The 22,500-nt window shown below is 42.4% G+C and carries 18 protein-coding genes and 1 tRNA gene; 11 read left to right on the top strand and 8 right to left on the bottom strand.

The window, feature by feature from the left end; translation table 11 throughout:
- The first annotated feature begins 118 nt into the window (after positions 1-118).
- Positions 119-1,042, top strand: coding sequence for a S1C family serine protease (locus DEO27_RS00385; protein WP_112573422.1), 924 nt, complete (start codon positions 119-121; stop codon positions 1,040-1,042).
- Between the two features lie 9 nt (positions 1,043-1,051).
- Here the strand turns inward: DEO27_RS00385 and DEO27_RS00380 are convergent, their stop codons facing one another.
- The 5 genes from DEO27_RS00380 to DEO27_RS00360 all read right to left on the bottom strand — a co-directional run bounded on the left by DEO27_RS00380 (position 1,052) and on the right by DEO27_RS00360 (position 5,265).
- A complete protein-coding gene (locus tag DEO27_RS00380; protein WP_112573420.1) occupies positions 1,052-1,450 on the bottom strand; it encodes a nucleoside deaminase in 399 nt (132 codons plus the stop codon).
- 81 nt (positions 1,451-1,531) lie between these two features.
- The gene (locus DEO27_RS00375) at positions 1,532-2,404 is read right to left on the bottom strand and encodes an alpha/beta fold hydrolase (protein WP_112573418.1); all 873 of its coding nucleotides are present in this window, start codon (positions 2,402-2,404) and stop codon (positions 1,532-1,534) included.
- 118 nt (positions 2,405-2,522) lie between these two features.
- The gene (locus DEO27_RS00370) at positions 2,523-3,083 is read right to left on the bottom strand and encodes a TetR/AcrR family transcriptional regulator (protein ID WP_112573416.1); all 561 of its coding nucleotides are present in this window, start codon (positions 3,081-3,083) and stop codon (positions 2,523-2,525) included.
- Positions 3,084-3,286: 203 nt separating this feature from the next.
- Entirely contained in the window at positions 3,287-4,489 is a 1,203-nt protein-coding gene (locus DEO27_RS00365; RefSeq protein ID WP_112573414.1) for a PQQ-dependent sugar dehydrogenase, read from the bottom strand.
- A gap of 98 nt (positions 4,490-4,587) precedes the next feature.
- Positions 4,588-5,265, bottom strand: coding sequence for a MarC family protein (locus DEO27_RS00360; RefSeq protein WP_223818110.1), 678 nt, complete (start codon positions 5,263-5,265; stop codon positions 4,588-4,590).
- Positions 5,266-5,509: 244 nt separating this feature from the next.
- Between DEO27_RS00360 and DEO27_RS00355 the strand changes: the two genes are divergently transcribed.
- On the top strand, positions 5,510-5,914 hold the full coding sequence (locus tag DEO27_RS00355; RefSeq protein ID WP_112573412.1) for an ester cyclase: 405 nt from the start codon (positions 5,510-5,512) through the stop codon (positions 5,912-5,914).
- 52 nt (positions 5,915-5,966) lie between these two features.
- Here DEO27_RS00355 and DEO27_RS00350 read toward each other — a convergent pair whose 3' ends face one another.
- Positions 5,967-6,422 carry an SRPBCC family protein gene (locus tag DEO27_RS00350; RefSeq protein WP_112573410.1) on the bottom strand — a complete coding sequence of 152 codons (456 nt, stop codon included), beginning with the start codon at positions 6,420-6,422 and terminating at the stop codon, positions 5,967-5,969.
- A gap of 313 nt (positions 6,423-6,735) precedes the next feature.
- Here DEO27_RS00350 and DEO27_RS00345 point away from each other — a divergent pair, with 313 nt between their 5' ends.
- The 6 genes from DEO27_RS00345 (at position 6,736) to DEO27_RS00320 (ending at position 15,363) form a co-directional block, all read left to right on the top strand.
- On the top strand, positions 6,736-7,353 hold the full coding sequence (locus DEO27_RS00345) for an FMN-dependent NADH-azoreductase (RefSeq protein ID WP_112573408.1): 618 nt from the start codon (positions 6,736-6,738) through the stop codon (positions 7,351-7,353).
- 21 nt (positions 7,354-7,374) lie between these two features.
- A complete protein-coding gene (locus DEO27_RS00340; RefSeq protein WP_112573406.1) occupies positions 7,375-7,722 on the top strand; it encodes a YciI family protein in 348 nt (115 codons plus the stop codon).
- A gap of 3 nt (positions 7,723-7,725) precedes the next feature.
- On the top strand, positions 7,726-8,979 hold the full coding sequence (locus DEO27_RS00335) for an RNA polymerase sigma factor (protein ID WP_223818109.1): 1,254 nt from the start codon (positions 7,726-7,728) through the stop codon (positions 8,977-8,979).
- A gap of 96 nt (positions 8,980-9,075) precedes the next feature.
- A complete protein-coding gene (locus DEO27_RS00330) occupies positions 9,076-10,281 on the top strand; it encodes an acyltransferase family protein (RefSeq protein ID WP_112573404.1) in 1,206 nt (401 codons plus the stop codon).
- A gap of 305 nt (positions 10,282-10,586) precedes the next feature.
- On the top strand, positions 10,587-13,184 hold the full coding sequence (locus tag DEO27_RS00325) for a bifunctional YncE family protein/alkaline phosphatase family protein (protein WP_112573402.1): 2,598 nt from the start codon (positions 10,587-10,589) through the stop codon (positions 13,182-13,184).
- Between the two features lie 91 nt (positions 13,185-13,275).
- The gene (locus DEO27_RS00320) at positions 13,276-15,363 is read left to right on the top strand and encodes a hypothetical protein (RefSeq protein WP_112573400.1); all 2,088 of its coding nucleotides are present in this window, start codon (positions 13,276-13,278) and stop codon (positions 15,361-15,363) included.
- Between the two features lie 28 nt (positions 15,364-15,391).
- Here DEO27_RS00320 and DEO27_RS00315 read toward each other — a convergent pair whose 3' ends face one another.
- Positions 15,392-16,216, bottom strand: a complete 825-nt coding sequence (locus tag DEO27_RS00315; protein WP_112573398.1) for a helix-turn-helix domain-containing protein — start codon at positions 16,214-16,216, stop codon at positions 15,392-15,394.
- Positions 16,217-16,458: 242 nt separating this feature from the next.
- On the opposite strand from DEO27_RS00315, the gene hxlB reads away from it, so the two are divergent.
- Positions 16,459-17,049 (top strand): 6-phospho-3-hexuloisomerase, encoded by a 591-nt coding sequence (hxlB, locus tag DEO27_RS00310; protein ID WP_112573396.1) that lies wholly within the window; start codon positions 16,459-16,461, stop codon positions 17,047-17,049.
- 37 nt (positions 17,050-17,086) lie between these two features.
- Positions 17,087-17,719, top strand: coding sequence for a 3-hexulose-6-phosphate synthase (gene hxlA, locus DEO27_RS00305; protein WP_112573394.1), 633 nt, complete (start codon positions 17,087-17,089; stop codon positions 17,717-17,719).
- Positions 17,720-17,775: 56 nt separating this feature from the next.
- On the opposite strand, the gene DEO27_RS00300 is transcribed toward hxlA, so the two are convergent.
- A tRNA-Asn gene (locus tag DEO27_RS00300) sits at positions 17,776-17,849 on the bottom strand.
- Between the two features lie 320 nt (positions 17,850-18,169).
- Between DEO27_RS00300 and DEO27_RS00295 the strand changes: the two genes are divergently transcribed.
- Positions 18,170-22,498, top strand: coding sequence for a cache domain-containing protein (locus DEO27_RS00295; RefSeq protein WP_112573392.1), 4,329 nt, complete (start codon positions 18,170-18,172; stop codon positions 22,496-22,498).
- Positions 22,499-22,500: the final 2 nt, after the last annotated feature.

The following is a 22,500-nucleotide window of genomic DNA, read 5'->3' as shown; positions in this document are numbered from 1 at the left end:
CTGCCATAATAACCAGTTGCTGAGTAAGAAACAGACAAAAGGACGTAAAAAAAGATTTGATCGATAGTCTTTTGAAAGCAGGAATGCAATTTGAGGCGGGCTTTTTGAAAGGATTATTATGGATAGCTACTCAGCTACAATTATCAACGCTGTCGACAAGGTGAAGACAGCGGTTGTAAAAATAGAAATTTTTAGTAATGTAAACGGCAAGGAGCAGGCTGCCGGAACGGGATCGGGTTTTTTATTTTCTTCGGATGGATATCTTTTTACCAACAGCCATGTGATACACAACGCCAAAAAGATCTCCGTTAAAATGCATGACGGTACTACCCACCCGGCCGAACTTATTGGTGAAGACCAGGACACCGATTTAGCCATTCTTAAAGTTAACGGAGCCGAGTTTACACCGGTAAAATTTGGCGATGCCGATCAACTAAAAATAGGCCAACTGGTGATTGCTATCGGCAATCCATTAGGATTTCAGCATACGGTAACGGCAGGAGTGGTTAGCGCCCTGGGGAGAACGCTGGAAGGTCAGGGCGGTAGGTTGATGGACAGCATGATCCAGACGGATGCCGCGTTAAACCCAGGAAATTCCGGCGGACCATTAGTAAATGGAGATGGTGAAGTAGTAGGTGTAAATACAGCGGTGATCAGAGGCGCTCAGGGGATTTGTTTTGCCATCAGTATTAATACGGCAAAAGATATCGCCAATCAGCTCATCAGGTTCGGCAAGGTTAAAAGGGCCTACCTGGGTGTGGTTATGCAGCAGATTGATCTTGTACCCAAACTCCGTGCAATTCATGAGGTATCAAATAAACAGGCATTGTTTGTTTCAGAAGTTGCTGCCGGAAGCCCTGCTGATAAAGCAGGGATCCTGAGCGGGGATATTATCTATTCATTCAACAGCCAACCGGTTGAAACGTCGGACAATCTGTTTAAGATGCTTACTGAAGATAAGATCGGACAATTCCAATACATCGGTATCCTCCGAAATAGCTACAAAACGGAGTTCAGGATAACGCCGGTACAAAAGAATTGATGAGCTTGGTCAGGGATATTGCGTAACCGCCGGGGCCTTTGTCCAAGATGCTACATCGGCAGTTAAAATCGGAAACAGGGGACCAGTTCCGCCTAATTCGCCGCAGGCTTTGGTGAAAACTACCTGCTTAATTTTGTGATGCCTGATTACGTATGAACAAAGGATGCAGGGCTCAACGTTTGAATAGAGAACGGCCCCTTCGCAACTGCCGTGATCTTTAACAGCGTTTAAAACAGCTAATGTTTCGGCATGGCGGGTAATATCTTTTAGCTTACGGCTCTGCTCAAAAGCTTCGCCGATGATTACGCCGTCTTTCACAATAACGCAGCCTACAGGGCTTTCGCCTTCGGCAGCGGCTTGTTCTGCTAATTGAAGGCAGCGTTGCATGTATCGTTCATGATCACTCATAAGGCATAAAATGTGTGGTCAAAAATAAAGCCTGCTATAGCAAATTTTTATGGCAGGCTTTATTTTTTTCAGGATTAGTTTTTACTTGCCTGTCTTTTTATCCAGGAACTGCCTGACAGTAGCGGCTATTTCGTTACCGTGGCTTTCCAGGGCGAAGTGGCCTGCATCATATAAATGGTATTCCAGATTTTTAACATCTTTTTTGAAAGCCTCCGCGCCTGCTACCGGGAATATATAATCGTTTTTGCCGTATACGATTAACATTTCGGGGTTTTGTGTGCGCAGGTATTCCTGCCATTTAGGGTATAAATCAACATTAGTGCGGTAATCATAGAACAGATCCAATTGGATTTGACCATTTTCCGGCCTTTCCAGGTGGCGCAGGTCTATCTCCCAGTTATCAGGACTAATCAGGTTGGTATCAGGCACACCGTGGGTGTATTGCCATTTCAGGCCGTTAACGTCATGAAAAGTCCTTAGTGTGGCTTCCGCTACTTTGTCGTTATGATCTTTCCAATAAGCTTTGATCGGGTCCCAGAATGTTTCCAGCCCTTCATCATAAGCACAACCATTTTGAACAATTAGGGTTTCCACACGTTCGGGATTAGCCGAGGCGATACGCCAGCCAACCGGTGCACCGTAATCCATAAGGTATAAGCTGTATTTACTGATCTGGAGCTGGCTCAGCAGTTCGGTAACAATTGCGGCAAAGTTTTCAAAAGTATAAGCAAACTCTGCAATTGGAGGCTGCTCGCTTCTGCCATAACCGGGATAATCGGGCGCGATCAGGTGGTATTTATCTGACAGATCATTGATCAGGTTCCGGTACATGTGCGAAGAGCTTGGATAGCCGTGCAGTAATACCAATACAGGTGCGTCTTTTGGCCCGGCTTCGCGATAAAAAATGTTCACGCCATTGATCTTAATGAAGTGATGTTGTGTTTGATTTTTCATGATGTTTAATTTTAAAGTACTTGTTTGGTTTTTGATTTATTTTACCGAACGTTCGGTAATTTATATAGATAAAAAAAATGTTCTATTCCTTGCGCGTATCAGCGCTATGTTTATTTAATTATGCTGTTAATAATTCGGGGATTCTTTCAAGGCTGTTTTTAAAGTAGCTTTTATCGCCGGTTGCCCCGGTAAGCACAAGTGAGCCTTGAATAGTTTGGTTAATGAGCCTGGCATTTTGCTTAGCCTTATCCGGCAACACGCCTAACTCAATGGCCACGTCTGTAAAACCGTCAGCAAGTAAGTTAAAGCAATTGGTCACGCTTTCTTTAAAGGCATTTGCATCTGTACCGATGGATAATGTACGAAGCAGGCAATTATTAGCGCCGCCGTTATATAGTTCATCAACGGAGGCAATCATCTTTTTTAGTCTTGCCGATGCCGGTACATTTTTATTCGCTGATTCTGCTACAATATGTTGCAGGATCCACTGCTCTACGATTTCCAGGGCATGTTTAGCCATTTCTTTTTTACCATTAGGAAAACGGTGGTACAAGCTGGCCTTTTTTAAACCGGTAGCCTTTGCCAGGGCCTCCATTGATGCACCATCGTACCCTAATTCGCTGAAGGTTTCAAACAGCTTCAGGTCTACATTTTCGGGGTTAACTTTTTGAGTGCGCATGCTTTTAAATTTGGATGTATGAGTGCCTTGTTTCTAATTACAAGTCAAATATACCGAACGTTTGGTAAAATAAAAGCAAATATTAAACTATCCCTGATTTATGCCACAGATTCGGTAAAAAGTGCCATAAACCGTCGCTGTTTCAATAAAAAACGCCGGGCAATTACTGCCCGGCGTTTTATCAATTGATATTCTGAAGCAAGTTACTTACCTATCCTATACAAATTGCCGTTATCTGTTACGCCGTATAAAGCACCATCCTTACCGGTAACCAGCGAACGCCAGCGTTCGTTTTTATCTTTCAACAAACGCTCTTCGGCAACTACTTTGTTATTTTTAATGACCAGCCTGGCAATATGCGAACCACCAAGTGCACCTACAAACAGGTTGTTTTTCCATTCGGGGATCAGGTTGCCGGTATAGAAAGTGATACCGCATGGCGATATACTTGGGTCCCAATAGTAAATGGGTTGGGTTACACCCTCTTTTTGTTGTATACCATCCCCTACCTTTTGACCGCTATATTCAATACCATAAGTAACCACAGGCCAGCCATAGTTTTTACCGGCACGGATGATATTAATCTCATCGCCTCCGCGCGGACCAAATTCGGCTTCCCATAGTTCGCCTGTTACCGGGTTGGTGGTCATGCCTTCGGGATTTCTTAAACCGTAGGCATAAATCTCGGGCAGCACACCGCTTTTGCCGGCGAACGGTCCGCCTGGAACGGCTTTACCATCTCGGGTGATGTGAACAACCTTACCTACTGCCGCACCCAGATCCTGGGCTTTCATGCGGATATCTTCGGCACCATGCTCACCAGTACTCACAAACAGGTCCCCTTGCTTATCAAATACCACGCGTGAGCCAAACTGCAAATGCCCATTGTAGGCCGGTTTGGCATGATAGATCACCTGTACATTTTCAAGTTTACTGTCATCGGCAGATAATTTTCCTTTGGCCACCGCCAACTGGAAGCCGCCTTCCACCTGCTCGGAATAAGTCCAGAATAATGTCCTGTCCTTTGCAAACGATGAATCGAAATTCACATCCAGTAAACCACCCTGGCCACCAACAGCTATTGCCGGCAGCCCTTCTATGTTTTTATCAAAACTACCATCGGCTTTCAGTATCCGCATAGTGCCGCCCTTTTCGGTGATCAGGAAACGGCCGTCAGGCAAACAACGTAAAGCCCATGGCGATTTAAGTTGATGATTGATTATAGTAACATTTAGCTTGGTTTTGGTTTGGATACCGCCAATGCGGGTTTGCCCGGTAAAAGCAGGTTTGTATTCGCTGTTGGCCTTTTGTGTTTCAACAGGCGGCAGCGACTGCGCGTTTACCCGGCCTATTAAAGTGCCAAGCCCCATGGCGGCCAGCAAAATCGATTTATTGGTTATAGACATATTGGTTGGTGATAGTTTTCAAGTTTAAACAGATTTCCGAAGGTAAAGTTCTGTTGGATTATATGCGCCAGGTAAGCGCTTTTTTACAATCTATCAAATTATAATTTGAATAGGCTTTTTATGCCGGTAAAAGCAATCTGAAGCCCCACGCAGAATATCAAAAATGAAGTAATCCTGTTAAATATTTTTTCGCCGTTTGAGCCCAGAAAAGCGACAAGCGTTTTGGTGTTCAGGTAAAATATGTAGATGAGCACGCACATAAAAATGATGGAAAGCATGATAGCGCCGGTATTAATAAAATAGTCTTTCATATCGGGAGAGGCGCTGTGCGCGCTAAGCGTAAACAATACAGAAATTGTGCCGGCCCCTGTTGTGATGGGGAATGTAATGGGATAGAATAGCTTGTCTTCTATATTATGATACCCGGACGGCTTTGCACCATCAACCGGACTTTCCTGTGGATCGCTATCCTGCTTATCGGATGATAAAAACTCCCAGCCCATTTTACAGATCATAATCCCGCCTGCCAGCTGAATAACAGGAATGGAAATTCCAAACAATTCCAGGATCCAATGCCCCGCAAACAATGAAACCGTACAGATTGAAAAAGCATATACTGTAATTTTATTCACGGCCTTTCGCTTTTCGGCAGCATCAAGATTAGCAAAGTAAGGTAGAATGATTAACGCCGAACCTATCGGGTTTACAACCGGAAACAATGCGATAATACCTATAAAAAGCAGATGTATAAAGGAATGGAAAAACTCAGGCATCATGAAAAATCAATATGATAACGATATAAATATAATAAGAATGGCCTATTATCCGCCTTATGCTTCATTATTGACAATACCGTGTTAAAGATGCGAATTCTGTGCAGGCGGTGACCTAACTGAAAAAGCATTTTTCGTTTAAGTTCGGTATTCAAAGCATCTGTTTTTTTTCGTTAAACTTTGATAATTAAATACTTACATTAGTACAACCATAAATTCAATCTCATTAATACTTAAACCAACAACCATGAACAACACAAACAAAGATTTTATCATCCGCTGGTTTACCGAAGTATGGAATAACAGCAACCCGGCAGTTATGGACGAAATGCTGCATCCCGATGTTAAAGTACACGGAGTAGGCGAGACATTTACAGGGTCACATCTTTTCAAAGATTTTTATGACGATTTCAGGAAAGTATATTCAAACCTTAAGTTTGATATTGAAAAAATGATATCCGAGGGCGATGAAATTGCCGCCTTGGTTAATGTATTCGGGATACATACAGCAACGGGTAAAGAGGTACATTTTAGCGGAGTCACAATCGCGAAAATTGAGGACGGCGTTCTCACTTCAGGCTGGAACTATTTTGATTTTTTAGGTTTATCTAAACAGGTAGGCAATTTGGAGCCGGAGCAATTACGCAAATAGCATTGCGTTTTTGCAGCCCCGGCTACCAAAAGCATCAGACATTGTTGCCTGCCTATACCGCTTTAGTCGCAGTGGCTGTAGCTATCCAATTTGGTAATTGCTGCTGAACATATTGTGTCCAGGCTGGTGCGCAAGCGCTGTAGCATTCAAATTCCGGAACCAGGCCCTTATGCGTAAACACAATTTTTGTGGCATCGCCCTCGGCCGAAATATCAAAAGATAGGTTTGTGCCGGTCCACTCGGTTTGGTTTGGTACAAAGGTTAATTTACTATCTGTTACCAACCAGGTTATTTTTTTGGATGGAACCAGTTCAACAAGCTTATGCTTAGTATAATGCGCGCCATCGCCGGCAAAAAAAGAAAACTCATCACCAAGTTTATCCGATTCTCCGTCAAAGCTTTCTGCATGCAGGCCAGACCACCAGCCGCGAACGTTTTTTATGGCATCAAAAACTTCTTCAGGTGTTTGATTTACCATTAAGGTTGTGCTAAAATCTGTTGTTGTCATTTTTTTGATCTTTTAGTTGAATAATTGATTATTTATTGGCTTTCGATCTCATATTCAGAGCCCGTCGACTCCCCTGTTATTATTCCGGACATAAAACAGTCTACATATCGAATAACCTTTCAATAATAGGTAACTCATAAGTTACATAAAGATATAGGTAACTTATGAGTTACGCAATTTTTTTCTTAATTTTTTTCTTCCTTAAAATCAGCTCTAAATAGCAAATCACTATTTATTAAATTTTCTCACTCGTATCGCCATCACTTTGTCCCCATTAAAGGTTGTTAGTCGTCATCTGGCTAAAAACTTGTCGATGAAAAATATACTGCACATTATTTCCAGCCCCAAGGGCGAACATGGTCACAGCGTTAAGCTTGCACGCGCCATTATCAAACAACTTTGTAATCAGCATAAAGAATGTAAGATTGCCGAACGTGATTTATTGGCCGCCGAACTCCCCTATCTGGATGGCCTGCATATTTCAGCATTATTTAAAAATGAAGCAGAGAGAAGCGATGATGAGAATCAAAAATTAAGTTATTCGGACGCGGTGCTCCGCGAAATAAAAGCAGCTGATATCATCGTTTTAGGAGCACCGATGTATAATTTTGGTATACACGCCGCTTTAAAGGCTTATATTGATCAGATTGTGCGCTTTGGCCATACTATAGCCTATCAGCGGGATGGCAGCAGGATTGGATTATTAAAAGATAAAGTTGTTTACCTTGCCATAACAGCAGGAGGTAACTATACCAATAGCGGATTTGACCCGGTAAATGATTACATCGTTAATTATCTTCAGACCATTTTGAACTACATGGGCATAGAGACCATTATTCCGCTCATTATTGAGGGAACCGCTGCTCCCGATTTTATGGTTGATTATGACCAGATTTGTAATGATATTCAAAGTGCAACTGCAGTGAGTTAAACCTTATTATAAAATGAAACCATGAAAGAGTTTGCATTAATATTCCGGATGAGTAAACACGCTGACGCACAGCCCACACCCGAACAAATTCAGGAAAGAACAAATTGGCTGGCCAGCATAGCCGCGCAAAATAAACTGGTAGATAAAGGAAATTCGTTATCGGCGGCTAATGCGAGAATAGTAAATAATGGCGCAGCCATAACCGACGGACCTTACACCGAGATCAAGGAATTCATCAGCGGCTACGTTATCATTAAAACAGAAACCCTTGATGAGGCCGTGGAACTGGCTAAAGCCAACCCGATATATAAGATCGGCGGCAGCATTGAGGTACGCGAAGTTGTTAAGTTATATAACCATGATCGTTAACAAATGAATACCGGCGCCGGCGCTAAACATGAGCTTTTGCCTAACCTGTTCAGGTTAGAGTATTCCAAAATGACAGCGGTTTTATACCGCCGTTTTGGCCTAAAGCACATTGAAATAGCGGAGGACATTGTGAGCGATACTTTTGCTACAGCCTCAGCAAACTGGGTTGCAAACGGCATACCCGAAAACCCGGTAGCGTGGCTTTATACAGTCGCAAAAAACAAGGCAAGGGATTGCCTCAAACACCTGAATGTTGTTGAAAATCATCAGAAAGAGAGCAATCCGGATGATCATGAAGATGGGATAAACGATCTTGAGTTTACACGTCAACATATTTCAGACAGTCAGCTGGCTATGATATTTGCTGTATGCAACCCCGGTATTTCACCTGAAGCGCAGATCTGTCTGGCGCTTCAGGTACTTTGCGGTTTTAGCGTGGAAGTAATAGCCAATGCCTTTTTAGCTAAAACAGAAACTATAAAAAAACGACTGCAACGAGCCCGTGCCGAACTTCGGCGGGATAATTTTCAGATCAGCGTACTCACCAAAAGCGAAATAATGAGGCGAATGGATACAGTATTAAAAACACTGTATCTGTTATTTAACGAAGGATATTTTTCTAAAACAAGCGATAAGCAGGTACAAAAAGAGCTTTGTCTTGAAGCCATCCGGTTAATACTTTTATTAACAGAAAACGCATTGACCAATACTCCCCAGGCAAATGCCTTGCTGGCCTTGTTCTGTTTTCAAAGTTCGCGCCTTGACGCCCGTGTAAATAATAAAGGCGAGGCCATCACTTACGAGCAACAGGACAGAAAACTTTGGGATAAAGCACTAACTGAAAAAGGTAACTATTACCTGGTTGAAGCCTGCAACGGCAACGAGACATCAAAATATCACCTGGAAGCAGCTATAGCCTACTGGCATACCACTCCTGCCGATACCAACAAATGGCAACATATTTTGCAATTGTACAATCAGCTTGTTATTATAGAGCGCTCGCCCGTAGCACTGCTTAACAGGATTTTTGCTTTGGCCAAAGTAAACGGGCACGCACCGGCAATTGCCGAAACCGAAAAGTTAAACATGATTGAAAATAGCCACTATCATGAATTACTGGGATATCTGTATACAGCTACCGATCCTGCCCAAGCCGTAGTCCACTACGATAAAGCCATCCTTTTAACAAAATCGTCAGCCGAAAAGAAAACCCTTCAAAAAGAAATACAGCAGTTGAGATTGAAGCGTCCGGAGTAGCGGCTTTAACAAGATACTGGGCCAATTCCCACCAAACGGTATTTGCAGAACTGTTAAAAGAATGATACCTTAAAAGGAATATTTCAAGCGCCAATTATGAAAAAAAGTACAGGGGCTGCTCCTGCCCTGCCAGCAGGCCGAATTGCTTCAGTGGATGTTTACCGGGGTTTAGTGATGTTGCTGATGATGGGAGAAGTTCTTTCCTTTCAGGATGTATCGGGTTTGCTACCGGGCAACCGTTTTTGGGCAATCCTCGCCTTCAACCAGTCGCACGTTGCCTGGACCTGGTTAAGCCTTCACGACATGATCCAGCCCTCCTTTACTTTTTTAGTGGGTGTGGTACTTCCTTTCTCTCTGGCCTCCAGAATAAATAAAGGTGCTACCAAAACAGCACTTCTTACCCACGCCATCAAGCGGTCGCTGATCCTGATTCTTCTCGGTATCTTCTTAAGATCATTAGGTAAAAATCAAACTTATTTCACTTTTGAAGATACTTTAACCCAGATAGGACTCGGCTATACCTTTCTTGTTATGCTCGGTTTCTGTTCCCGCAGGATACAAATAGGAGCGCTCATCATTATACTATTGGGATACTGGCTTGCTTTTGCGTTGTATCCTTTGCCCGGCCCGGGTTTCAACTATGCATTCGCAGGAGTAAGCCCAACCTGGGAATATAACCTGCACGGATTCGCGGCGCACTGGAACAAAAACACTAACCTGGCCTGGGCCTTCGATAGTTGGTTTCTCAATCTATTTCCGCGCAGCTCACCCTTCCTTTACAATGATGGCGGCTATTCCACACTGAGCTTCATTCCAACTTTAGGTACTATGATCCTTGGCCTTTTGGCCGGCGGAGTGTTAATGAGTAATTCCCCAAGCAGTACAAAACTGAAATCTCTGCTCATCACCGGAATCAGCCTCATTGCATTCGGGGTCTTGCTGCACCTGACAAATCTCAATCCAATCGTAAAAAGGATCTGGACTCCTGCCTGGGCAATTTTCAGCGGAGGGATCTGTTTTTGCTTCCTGTCATTGCTTTACTTCATCGTTGATTTAAAAGAATACAAAAAACCATTATTCTTCCTTAAGGTAATCGGCATGAATTCTATAGCGGCATACGTAATGTCAGACGGAGGCATACGTCAATTCATAACCGACAATCTTTACATACATCTCGGCCCACATTACGACCAGGTTTTCGGAATAGCCTATGCTACACTCATCAGCGGCGCTTTAACACTGCTTTTACTATGGCTGATACTGTACTGGATGTACAAACGGGGAATATATATTAAGATTTAACCGTCAAAGTGCTTGAGCATAATTATAACGTTCTGTACGCCTTCTCTTTTATATCAACCGAAAACATCCAGATAGGCAGTGTTTCATTCAATGTTTGTTAGATTCCTATTGCTTATAATAACCCCAACAAGCAAGGATGAACAGTGAGCAAGATACATAGATTGAGGTAGGAAGACCACAAACCGATCATAATTCATACTTTATTAACGATTACAATATTTAGCATTAATAAACTTTTTTTATAATTGTTAAACCATATTCAAGATTTATTATTTACCTGATTTTATAATATCAGCCTGTCAGCTATGAGAATATCAACCATTGTCTTTGGTGTTACTTCTTTCCTAACCTTTTCGTTTTTTGGCATTCAAAATTCATTGGCCCAATCAGCAAAAACGCCTCAAAGACGAAAAGACGTGAAAGCCCCGGTTGATACTTCCTGGAATAAATTATCGGCAGGTGACAGGATGTTTGTGAACAGTCAGTTGTTTAATCCCGCCGGGCAAACCCTGGATTTACCCAAAGGCACCCGGGTATTGAACATTGAATTGGCCCGTAAAAAGAAGTTTCTTGTTTCAAAAAGCAACAAAGGGTTAGCTGTTATCAGTGCCGATAGCTTTAAAGTTGTTAACCAGTTTGAATATGAAAAAGGCGAATCGGGGTCGATGTATGGACTTGCCATTGGCGGCAATGACTCTACAGTATATTTTACCGGCGCGCAAAGAAACCTGTATATAGGAAAACTTAACCAGTCAGGCGTATTTAAGCTTTCTAAGGAAATTGATCTTTCAATTGATAAAAAGCCAACAACACCATTAGGTATTGGACTGGTTAGCAACAATGTCGCTTATGTAGCGCTTGCTATTCCTAACCAGGTTGCAGTTGTAGATATTGACAAAGGCAAAGTATTAAACAAAATACCTGTTGGTGTTTGCCCTTACGCCATTGCTATCAGTAAAGACAAAAAGCTTGCGTTCGTCAGCAATTTCGGCGGCCCGAACGCTAAAAAAGGGGACAGAACGGAAGCGTCCGCGGGCACAAAGGTTGCCGTGGACGATTACTCTATAGCGCTGCGCGGTTCTGTTTCTGTAATTGATATCCAATCAAGAAAAGTAATTCATGAAATCACTACCCGCATACACCCCGAGTCGATGGTTTTGTCGCCTGACGGGGATTTGCTTTATGTAAGTGATGATAGCGGCGATGGCATAAGCGTAGTAGATGCGAAAACCTTTAAAGTTGTGCAAACAATCAGTACCAAACCAGATCCCGCGCTTCCATACGGAAGCCTGACGACTGGATTATCGTTCAGTCCGGACGGTAAGGTCTTATACGCAGCCAACGCGGGTAACAATTCAATCGCGCTTATTAACCCCAAACAACCACAAAAAGGTCCTTACGGTTTTGTTGCGGCCGGCGGCTTTCCGGGAGCGGTTTGCGCTACAGAAGACCATTTATTTATCGGAAATGTAACGCCGCTTAAACAGGGTTCTTTACAAAAGGCTGTACTACCCACCAATAAAGAACAATTAGCCAGATACACCGCAGATGCGGAAAAAGGGTTCCATTTTATAGAAATGTTAAGGGCACAGGCCGAGGCGAATTTGACCGCTAAACCTCAGCCGGTTCCATCAAACGTTGGAGAGCCTTCTTCCATAAAACATGTTGTTTACATCATCAGGGAAAATAAAAAATTCGATCAGGAATTGGGTGATTTTGGGAAAGGGAATTGCGACCCTAAACTTGTTGAATATTCCAAACAGGTAACACCAAACGCGCACAGCCTTGCCGAACAGTTTGTTTTATTGGATAATTATTATTGCAATGGCATCAACTCAAGCGATGGGCATCAATGGGCAACTCAGGGCATTTCGACACCTTATCATGAAAAAGATTTTTCGGCTGGGCATTGTGCCTATGATTTTGGCACCGACCCGCTGTGTTACGCCGGTTGTGGTTTTATCTGGGATCACTTGCTACGTAAAGGTATTTCATTCCGGAATTTCGGCGAGCTGGATTTTGCTGAAGTAACAAACGGTAAAACCTGGACAGATTTATATAACGGCTGGAAAAACAAAAGTGATTCTATCTTTTACAAATGCGGATACCAGGTTAAAAGCCTTGAAAAATATAGCGATTTAAGGTTCCCAGGCTGGAATTTAACCATTCCGGAAGGGATAAGAACGGATGTTTTCATAAAAGCACTGCAGGAATATGAGGCAAAAGGCAGTTTTCCTGAATTTACCATTATTTATTTATCCAACGACCATACCAGCGGTTATGCCGAAAACCTGCCTACTCCACGCGCTTACGTGGCCGATAATGACCTGGCAACGGGCCGGGTAATTGAAGCCCTTTCAAAAAGTTCTTTCTGGAAAGATATGGCCATATTTATTAATGAAGATGACCCACAAAGTGGCACCGATCATGTGGATGGGCACAGGTCGGTTTGTTTTGTAGCCGGTCCCTATGTTAAGCGCAATACTACCGTCAGTAAATTTTATAACCAGGCATCTGTGCTTCATACCATTTGTCAGATCTTTGGTGTGCAGCCCATGAATCAACTGGTGGCAATGGCACCTTTAATGACCGACTGTTTCAAGGCCAACCCGGATTATCAGGGCTATGCTTCATTAACACCTGTTATTCCCGTAAATGAAATGAACCCGCCAAAGAAAAAGATGACCAGTAAAACCATGATAAAACTGGCCCCTTTAACGCAAAAGCTGGATTTTTCGAAACCAGACCTTAATGATAAGGATGCCTTGCTGTTCAGTGAATATTTATGGTCAACCATTCACGGTGATATACCTTTTCCAAAGGCCTATTTCGGGGCACACGGAAAAGGCTTAAAAGCATTGGGATTGAAAGCTGATCCTCAATTTAAGGACGACGACGATTAAGTATCGAGGCAAATATTTCAAAGATTGCGCTGTTATAAAGGCTGCTTTGTTAAAATATCTTATCTTGACATTTTAGTTTTAGATAGATATTATGCCTCCTAAAATTTTGTTATTGCTGTTTATATTTTTCTTTCCGGCGGTAGTTTACAGTCAGATCTCTCCCGTACAGTTAAGGTTTGAAAACGGCCAGATAAAAAGTAGTTTTAAAAGCCCCAATGGCGAAAAGGGTTTTATACTGGATGCCGTTATACCCTCTACCAATCAAAGCCCTGCCCAATTACTGTCTTCAAATAGTACAGGAATGGTTGTCAGAAAGCACATTGAAAACTTTAAAAACAGCTGTGATTTAATCAGCACGGTAAAAAGGACAACCTACGGCTTACAATGGGATATTGAGATCACCGCGAAAGACACTGATAGCTGGACAGCCCCTATCGAAACTTCATTACAATGGATGCGGCAAGATTCGGCGTTGTTTTGGACCACATGGGCAGACAATCACACCGATCCCGAAACAGATACCTGGCATGATCCATTTGCATCCGCGCATTTTCAGGACCTCGCATTAACATATGGCGGCGAAACACACCTTTCGCGTAATGCTTTTGTGATACCTATTGCCAGCACTTTTTTTAATCAGGATAACCGTGGGTTAAGTTTCCTTCAATCACTGGATGATACCATTCTTGATTTGGAAATGCGTACTACCGCCGATGGAAAAATAGCCTACCGACATATTAATCATCGGATAAATTCAAAACACAGCATTCACATCCGTCATCAAATTATTTTGCACGAGGCCGATTGGCGCGATGGTATAGCCTGGATGGCAAAAACCTATAAAGCTTATTTTTTTCCCGAGGAGCCGATGGTGAATAACATTGCCGGCTGTGCCGCATATTCATCATACGAAGGTGAATTAGACACCGCTAAATATCATAAAATGGCCTTTAGTTTAAATTGGAAGGCCTCGCTTGATTTTCCTTACATGGGTATGTTTATCCCCCCGGTTAAAAGCAAAGACGAAAAATGGGTAAAATACAAACAGAGAGGCGTGCAGGTGGATGATGGCTATACCACTATAAACCGGCTGAACAAATACTCGGAGCACTTAAATCAACTCGGTTTCCACACCATTAGCTACTTTAATGTAAATGAATTTGGCAATGGCATGGTTTACCCTTATAAAACCACTGCTGTTACCGATGATTCGCTCTGGAAAAACCCTAATAACTTTGTTTATACCAGGTTAAAAAAAGCTTTTTTGAAGCCGACAGGCTTGCTGCCCGATTGGGACGACCGACCGGTATTTTCAAACTGGGAGGATTGTATAGTACTCGATCCGGCTGATTCAGCATATAAGTCTTTTTTACTAAACCAGGCCTCGCTGCATATAAAAAACATTCCTGCCTCGTCGGGCATATGTATTGACAGGCTCGACTGGATGCGGTTTTACAACGCCAATGGCGACGACCATATCAGCATGATAGACCGCCAAAAAACACAATCGTTGCTAATATCCTGGAAAAATTTGATGGATCCCTTAAGCCGGGTCATGCATAACGCGCATAAAGTTATTTTTTGTAATCCGCTTGACCGGCGCATAGATCTATTGGCACATATCGACGGCGTTTACGATGAGTTTGGTTACATGGCATCCAGCTTAAACCTCTGCGCGCAAATGGCATTTTTTAAACCAATCATAGCCTGGACCGCGTCAAAAGAAAACCTGATGCCCGACGCCGATGCCTATTTTCAGCGTCATTTATTCCTCGGCGCTTTCCTTACAGCCCCATATCCAGGCAATGATCATTGCATAGAACCCGATGCATGGGCCGAAAAATATTACTTAGACTATGGCCCCCTGCTATCAGCAATAAAAGGACGCGAGTGGCTTCTTGTTCCGCATATAGTGCAGGTAATTAACGGAAGGGCAAAGGCTAACGCCTTTAAAGTAAATGGAAAAGTGATTATACCGGTAGTGTTTGGCGGGAGCACAAGCAAAGTATCAGTTATGATCAGGCTGCCGTTTGCTGAGTTAAACAAGAAAAAGCTTCAAATAAAAGTGTTATACCCCGGCGAAACTAAATGGAAACAGCTCAAAAACACACCATACGCCAAAACTTTGAAATTAGATGTGCCTATGAAAAGAGGCTGCGGACTTATAAGTATTGATTAGCATACCAAGCCTGGTGATATTGGAAAATCTACACCAGTGTATTAAACTTTGATTTTAAATGATTTTGAGCCTGTTTCTGAAATTCATCAGGCGTTTGCCCCGTTTGCTTTTTGAAGAAACGGCTGAAATAAGGACGGTCTGAAAAACCCAGTTCAAATGAGATCTCTTTGATGGTTTGTTCACTGTGGATGATCAGTCTTTTAGCTTCCAGTATTATCCTGTCGTGAATGATCTGGGTACCCGTTTTATTTAGCTTATCTTTTAAGATTTGGTTCAATCTTTTTGAGCTCACGCCAAGCTTCCCGGCATAGAAATCGATATTACGAACTTCAATATAGTTACTTTCCAAAAGCATCAGAAATTCATAAACCCTTTTCTGGTGAATATCATGGCCGGTAAACTCTTGTTCCTTAACCTTGATTAGTTTTAATAAAAACACCCTTAGTAATGCTTTCAGAATAACTAACTCGCTGTTTGGTTTCTGGTATTCTTCCATTAGCAAATTGTACACACCACTTAACCCATCAGCAGCCTCCCTATCCAATCTCAAACAGGAAAACTCTCCCTGAACGTTGAATATCTTGAAGATATCCAACAAAAACTCCTTATCCTCATCGTCTATCAGTTCCCGTTTAAATGATAATAGTTCGCCGTTTTTACCTGCCTTATTTAGCTGATGTACGCGATATGGCGGTATCAGATAAATCCAATCGCCTTTTACATCAAAATCTGTAGTGTTTAAAGCGTGTAAAGGGTCTTCATTTTTGAGCCAAACAATTTCAAAAAAATCTTTCCGGCCAGGATCATTCAAATAGCTTGGCGGGCAATTGTTCAGATTTCTGATATAGATCATCGCGCTCTCAAGGCGCGTTTCCTGGGCTATTGGCGTTATACTGTAAAGGTAAGCACTTCAAAAATAGTGTATTGGACGATCAGGTAATTATGGTGGACTATTCGGAAATACACCCGACAGGTGCGTCTATTTATGACTTTTAATTGAGGATATTTCCTGATAGTCCACCCTATTAAGCTCATTGTGTAACGATAACCTGTAATGGCCGGAATAGATTTGCTGCCGATTTAAAAAGGATGCCAATGGATTTAATTGATCAAAAAAGCGAAGCAATAGCTAAGGATATTCAAAATAATCTGACACAGATACTTCAGGAACATACTGCTTTGTCCCAAAAGATGGATTTCAGTCCATTCATCAAACTCATTAACGATATCATTAAAGCGGATGCAATTTTTCTTATCGCTTCAGGTCGTTCGGGCTTCGCGATGCGGGCTATAGCCATGCGTTTAATGCATCTGGGCTTTCAGGTATATTTTGTTGGTGAAACCATAACCCCGGCTATAAAAGCTGGCGATGTCCTCTGGGCAGCATCAGGTTCGGGTACTACCGGGATTATCGTGAAAGCGGCTGAAAAAGCAAAACAGGCTGGTGCAAAAGTAATCGCTTTTACTACGAATGAAGCATCAACGCTGGCCAGACTCGCAAATACGCATATCCTCGTCCCGGCGGCGGAAAAGCAGGATCATGGTGGCAGCAAATCCAGGCAGTACGCAGGGAGCCTTTTTGAGCAAGCCGTTCTTCTGATTGGTGATGCGATATTCATAGAACTCTGGAAAATTAACGGTACTCCTGCCGAAGAACTGTGGAAACGCCACGCGAACATGGAATAATTATTAACCCATAAATAAATTTAAAACTCAAATAAAAATGGCAAAATTACAAGTAGCAATAGACTTATTGACAACAGAAGACGCATTGGCACTGGCCGCTAAAGTTGCCCCTTATGTAGATATTATAGAATTGGGTACTCCCCTAATCAAAAACATGGGCTCGGGCGTGATAACGGCAATGAAAAACGCACATCCCGACAAACTGGTATTTGCAGATCTTAAAACAGCCGATGCCGGTGAGCTTGAAGCCGATATCGCATTTAAAGCGGGTGCTGATTTAGTGACCGTTATGGGTGCAGCCGGAAACGCGACGATTATTGGTGCAGTTAAAGCCGCGAAAGCTCACGGCAAAGGTGTTGTGGTGGACACTATCGGTTATCCTGACCGCGTGAAACGTGCACGTGAAGTGACTGATCTTGGAGTTGATTTCGTTGAGCTTCATGCCGGACTGGATGAGCAATGGACCGCCGGTTACTCTATCCAGGTATTAATTGATGAAGCGGCAAGGGCCGGCGTTCCGGTTTCTGTTGCAGGCGGTGTGAACCTGAGCAATGTTACCGAGGTTATTAAAGCCGGTGCCCAGGTGGCTGTAGCAGGCGCTGCAATTTATGGTGCCGAAGATCCCGCTGCTGCTGCCAAAGCACTCCGTGAAGCGGTTGACGCGGTCTAAACCATTATAAATAAAACAAAAAAGCCTCACAGTACCGTGAGGCTTTTTTGTTTTAGCTCCTGAGGCTGGGCTCGAACCAGCGACCCTCTGATTAACAGTCAGATGCTCTAACCGGCTGAGCTACTCAGGAGTGTTGTCCGGTTTGGAGTTTGCAAAAGTATAATTTTCATTGATATTTCACAATTTTATTCAATTTGTTATCGGGTAATATCTTAACATTATACAACCTCATCTATAACTCGCTAATTAACAAGCCGAAACGTAAAAACCGTTATAAAAAAACGTAAAAACACGCTTGTATTAGCCATCAACGCCAATTACTTTTATAAAATACTCATTATCAAAATAGTATTATAAAGCCGATATCCTGTTGACTGTTTACACCTCCTATTTTCACTGACACACGCTGGTTTAGCTCTGGTTTTACAATTTTTCTTAAAAGCCTAAATTATGTTCAAATTTCCTGCTATAGGTAAAAACCAGGTGGTTGCTATTGTCACTTTCCTTACATTGATCATGTTAGGGGTAAGTTACTTTTACATATACATACCGGCTAACGAAAAGGTTGTGCAGGAGCGGCGATTTCGCTGTCTGCAAAACATTAACATTAATATTCACTCAAAAATTATAAACAGCACCTGGATGCTGAATAACTTCCTGAAAACTTTCCCTAATGATGATCAGCTGCAGGATTATCTGAGCAATTATCCCAAAACCAACTTTACCCTGCTCCCGGTGTCAAGCCGCCTTAGCGGGCCGCAGATAAGGCAACAACTGCAAGGAAGTAAAGTTAAATGGGTTGACAGTTCTGTTAGCATCCGCACAAATGTAGCGGTACAGCAGCTAACCATCTTCCTTAACAAAACAATAACTATAAGCGGGCCAACCGATACCTTAAAAATGCGCATGGGTATCAGGTACAACTTTGATCATTTTATTAAACCCCTGCTGGTGCCCGACGTTTTTGACAACTATATTGTTTTTGAAAGCGACGCGTCAGACAAAGGCAAAACCGACGATAATATCATTTATGAAACCTTCCCTTCGGGTTTAAGTTATCAATCAAAAGATTCACTATTAACCTTTAAAAATAAGGTAAGCAGCCCGGGGCTTCGTAAGCTGAGCATAGGGGGTAAAGATTACAGGGCATTTTCACAACCGGTTAATCTTGATGGCAAAAACCAATTGATTGTAGTGGGCCTGGTACCGGGAAAAAGCTACGACCAGGAACGGAAACGGCTACCGCTTGTTGTGGTGTTGTTACTGTTAACATTCGCCACAGGCGCTATCGTATCATTGCCCTGGATAAAACTGTATCACACTGGCAATAAGGATAAACTCAACGCTTCTGATGGTATCGCCTCTGTACTGGTATCGATACTGATGATGGCGCTCATGTTTTTTGTTTTTATGTATTTTATACTTTTCGCCAATACACATGGTAAAATATCAGCATCATCAACATCACTGGCCAATGGCATTTCAAACGCCTTATCAACCGAGTTGGAAAACGCGTATCAGACACTCAAAAACTTTGATTCGCAATCTCATCTGTTTGCCAATGATGATATTGCCAATTTGGGTAAATCAAACTTAAAGTTCAGAACCCTATCATCGCGGGATACAAATTATAAACCGTACAGAGAACAACTAAATGCCTTTGCTAAGCCAACCGCGCTGGAAGAAGCCTTTTGGATCGATTCGACCGGAAAAGAACTTCTTAACTGGAGCACCGATAGCGCGTTTACCCCCCGAAGCAACCTGGGCTGGCGCGATTATTTTAAAAGAATCAGGAGTAATAATACCTACAGCTTTAATGGCCATGAACTATATCTGGATCAAATTTTTTCTGTCACCAACGAAACCTTCAGATCTGTACTGGCTATAAAATCAACGTCAAAACTAAGTCAGCCGGCGGCGGTGGCAGCTATGACGTTTACGATGAAAAGCTTAGACCATGTTACAACGCCCGATGGCTACCAGTTTGCTATTATCAACAACAATGGAAAGGTATTGTACCATAGCATCACCAACAGAAATTTAAACGAGAACCTGAAAAGCGAATTTGCCGATAGTACCAGCCTGGTAAGTTGCCTGGAAGCAAAATCAGACACCGGCTTTACGGCAACCTATTATGGGCGCGAACTCAATATTAAAATTAAGCCGGTAAAAGGCCTGCCTTATTTTGTTGTAATTTTTGAAAGCCAGGAATATAATGATAACCGTGATATGCAGGCCTATGCATTTACCATAGCCATGCTGATATTTCTGTTACTGTTTCTCATCACACAATTCGCCATAGTATTTTTTGTATCCGCCAAACGTTCGTTTTTTAAGAAGCAACTCTTTGAAACCTCATGGATAGGGCCAAAAAGATGTTTTCACAGGCAATACAATCTTATTATAGTTATCAATATAGTAGTTATTATATGCATGCTCGCAAGTATCGATCAGAATTCATTCCTTAAATCACTGTACCTCATCCTTTTTTCCATCACTTTCATAGGCATTTACCCCAACGTTTTATTTGCTATTGATTACGGCAGAAACCAAAGCTATAATCTGAATTTTAAGCTATATGCTATTGCATGGCTGCTTGCATTTATTCTGCTGGTTGACGGGGCCGCGCTTACTACACTTACGGCACACCACTTATATATGCTTTTTTTATATGAAGCAGGATTAATCTTCTTCGCGCTTACAGTTACCTCAGCCATTTATATCAGGCCGCTTAGCAACTGGTTAATGAGCAAAACCCAACAACATTTTCCCCAATTGTTTATAACCATCAAATCGCTAAAAAAAACAGAAACCTCTTTCTGGACCTACACCCACAGCTTTGCCTTTATGGCTACTACGCGCCTTGTTATAACCAGCGGCATCCCTGTTGCCTTCTTTTTCATATACGCATCTAACTATGAGCAAAATTTAGAGACCAGGTATAAACACTTCCATTTTGCTAAAGATCTGGTTCAAAAAATGCCGAAGAATACCATTGAGCAAGGCAAACTCCCCGTTGGTGCATACATTGATAGTTCGTTTATCAATAATTATGGTATCGTTTCGGATCAAAAACATATCGACAGCGTTGAACACTACGGACGGTATCTTAAAGAAGACTTCCTGACCGTGCAATTATTAAATGCTTTTAAGCTGCAGGTAAAAGATATCGAAATAAGAAGCAATAACATGGTTTATGCCAATGTGGGCTCCGATGCTTTTTTCAACAAGCTTACCAACACAAATGACATATCAACAAATACAATTTACAAACTGACTGACAAAGCCTTTCTTGGCCTTGGTTCGGCGGCCCTTGGCTATCACCCATCATTTGAGGCCATATTTGATTTACATTATTTAATACCGGTAATTTTACTCAGCCTGTTGGTTGTCGGTTTCTTTTACATGATCCATAATGTGATAAGAAAACTATTTGCTTTGGGGCTCCCCTCGCAGGATGGCTGGCGGGAAATGGATGAACAATTGCTGCTTGATGATAAACTGAACTCCCTGTTGCTAATAGTTGGGCCTCCGGGTTCAGGCAAGCTAAAAAACATTCAGAACAAAATAAAAAGCAGGCTATTTAAAGACAAACACGGTAAACCTTTATTGTACAGCGAAGGCACCAGGCCCGACGATAATGTATTCGTGGCTGATATGATCAGGATACCCACAGAAAACGACGATGAAGACTGGAAAAAATGCAAAGCAGATGCCTTAAAAAAAAGCAACAAACTTGTTATTATAAACCACTTTGAATACAACATTAAAGATTCCCAGACCAATAGCATAAAGCTCAATTTTTTGGAATCGCTGATGTTGCAGGGCAAAAGTAAGATCATGATCATATCAACGGTGCACCCGCTTACTTTCCTTGATTCATTTACCGAGGAGCAAAGAAAAAACAATGCTGATAAAGCGCAAACCGCGGGCACTGCAAGTGCCGATTCATCTAAACGCGACGGCAATGTATCAGAAAGTGAACTGGAACGCTGGCATGTATTGTTAGGGCATTTCCGGATCATTATACAGCCATTGCAGGGCACAGGTGTACGGTTGCGGAAGAAAAAGAAAAACGCCGTTACAAGGGTACGCAGCAAAGCATCTGAGAGAGAATGGCGTCTGCATTTTGCGCGCCGGGTAAAACTAAAAGCAACGCCCACTGCACCACATTTGCCTAAAAATATCAAGAATTTAAGGCACAGCATAACAGAAGAAACGCGCTATACTCACTACCTCCATGATATGAAAGAAAAAGCGATGGACACCCTGCCATTGCTCAATGACGAAGGTGTGGGCCTTGCAACCGATACCCTGATTTTTAAAATGCAAATCAGCTCGCATTATTTTTATACTTATATCTGGCAGTCGCTCACCAAGGAAGAGAAATTTTTGCTTTATGACCTGGCCGAAGATGGCCTGGTTAATCCTTACGATGATTATAACCTGAGCATGCTGATATACAAAGGACTGATCACCAGGAGCCAGGGCACCCTGATGCTGTTTAACAAAGGTTTTCGCAATTATATCCTGACTGCCATTGGTAACAGCGAGGTTGAACGCATTAAAGCCCAGGTAAAAGATACCGGCAACTGGAGCAGCCTGAAAGTGCCATTGAACCTATCGATAATAGGCATATTGATCTTCCTGATCGTATCGCAACAGGAAGCTTATAGTCAAATATTAACTTACATTACTGCACTTGGCGCCGGCATACCTGCTGTGTTAAAAGTGCTTTCTATGCTTGGTAGCAATAGTAATACTCAGAAAACCGCTTAAGG

This window comes from Mucilaginibacter rubeus (assembly GCF_003286415.2).
GTDB classification, from domain to species: domain Bacteria; phylum Bacteroidota; class Bacteroidia; order Sphingobacteriales; family Sphingobacteriaceae; genus Mucilaginibacter; species Mucilaginibacter rubeus_A.
The sequence above is the reverse complement of the archived record's forward strand: the minus strand, read 5'-3'. Positions and strand labels throughout refer to the sequence as shown.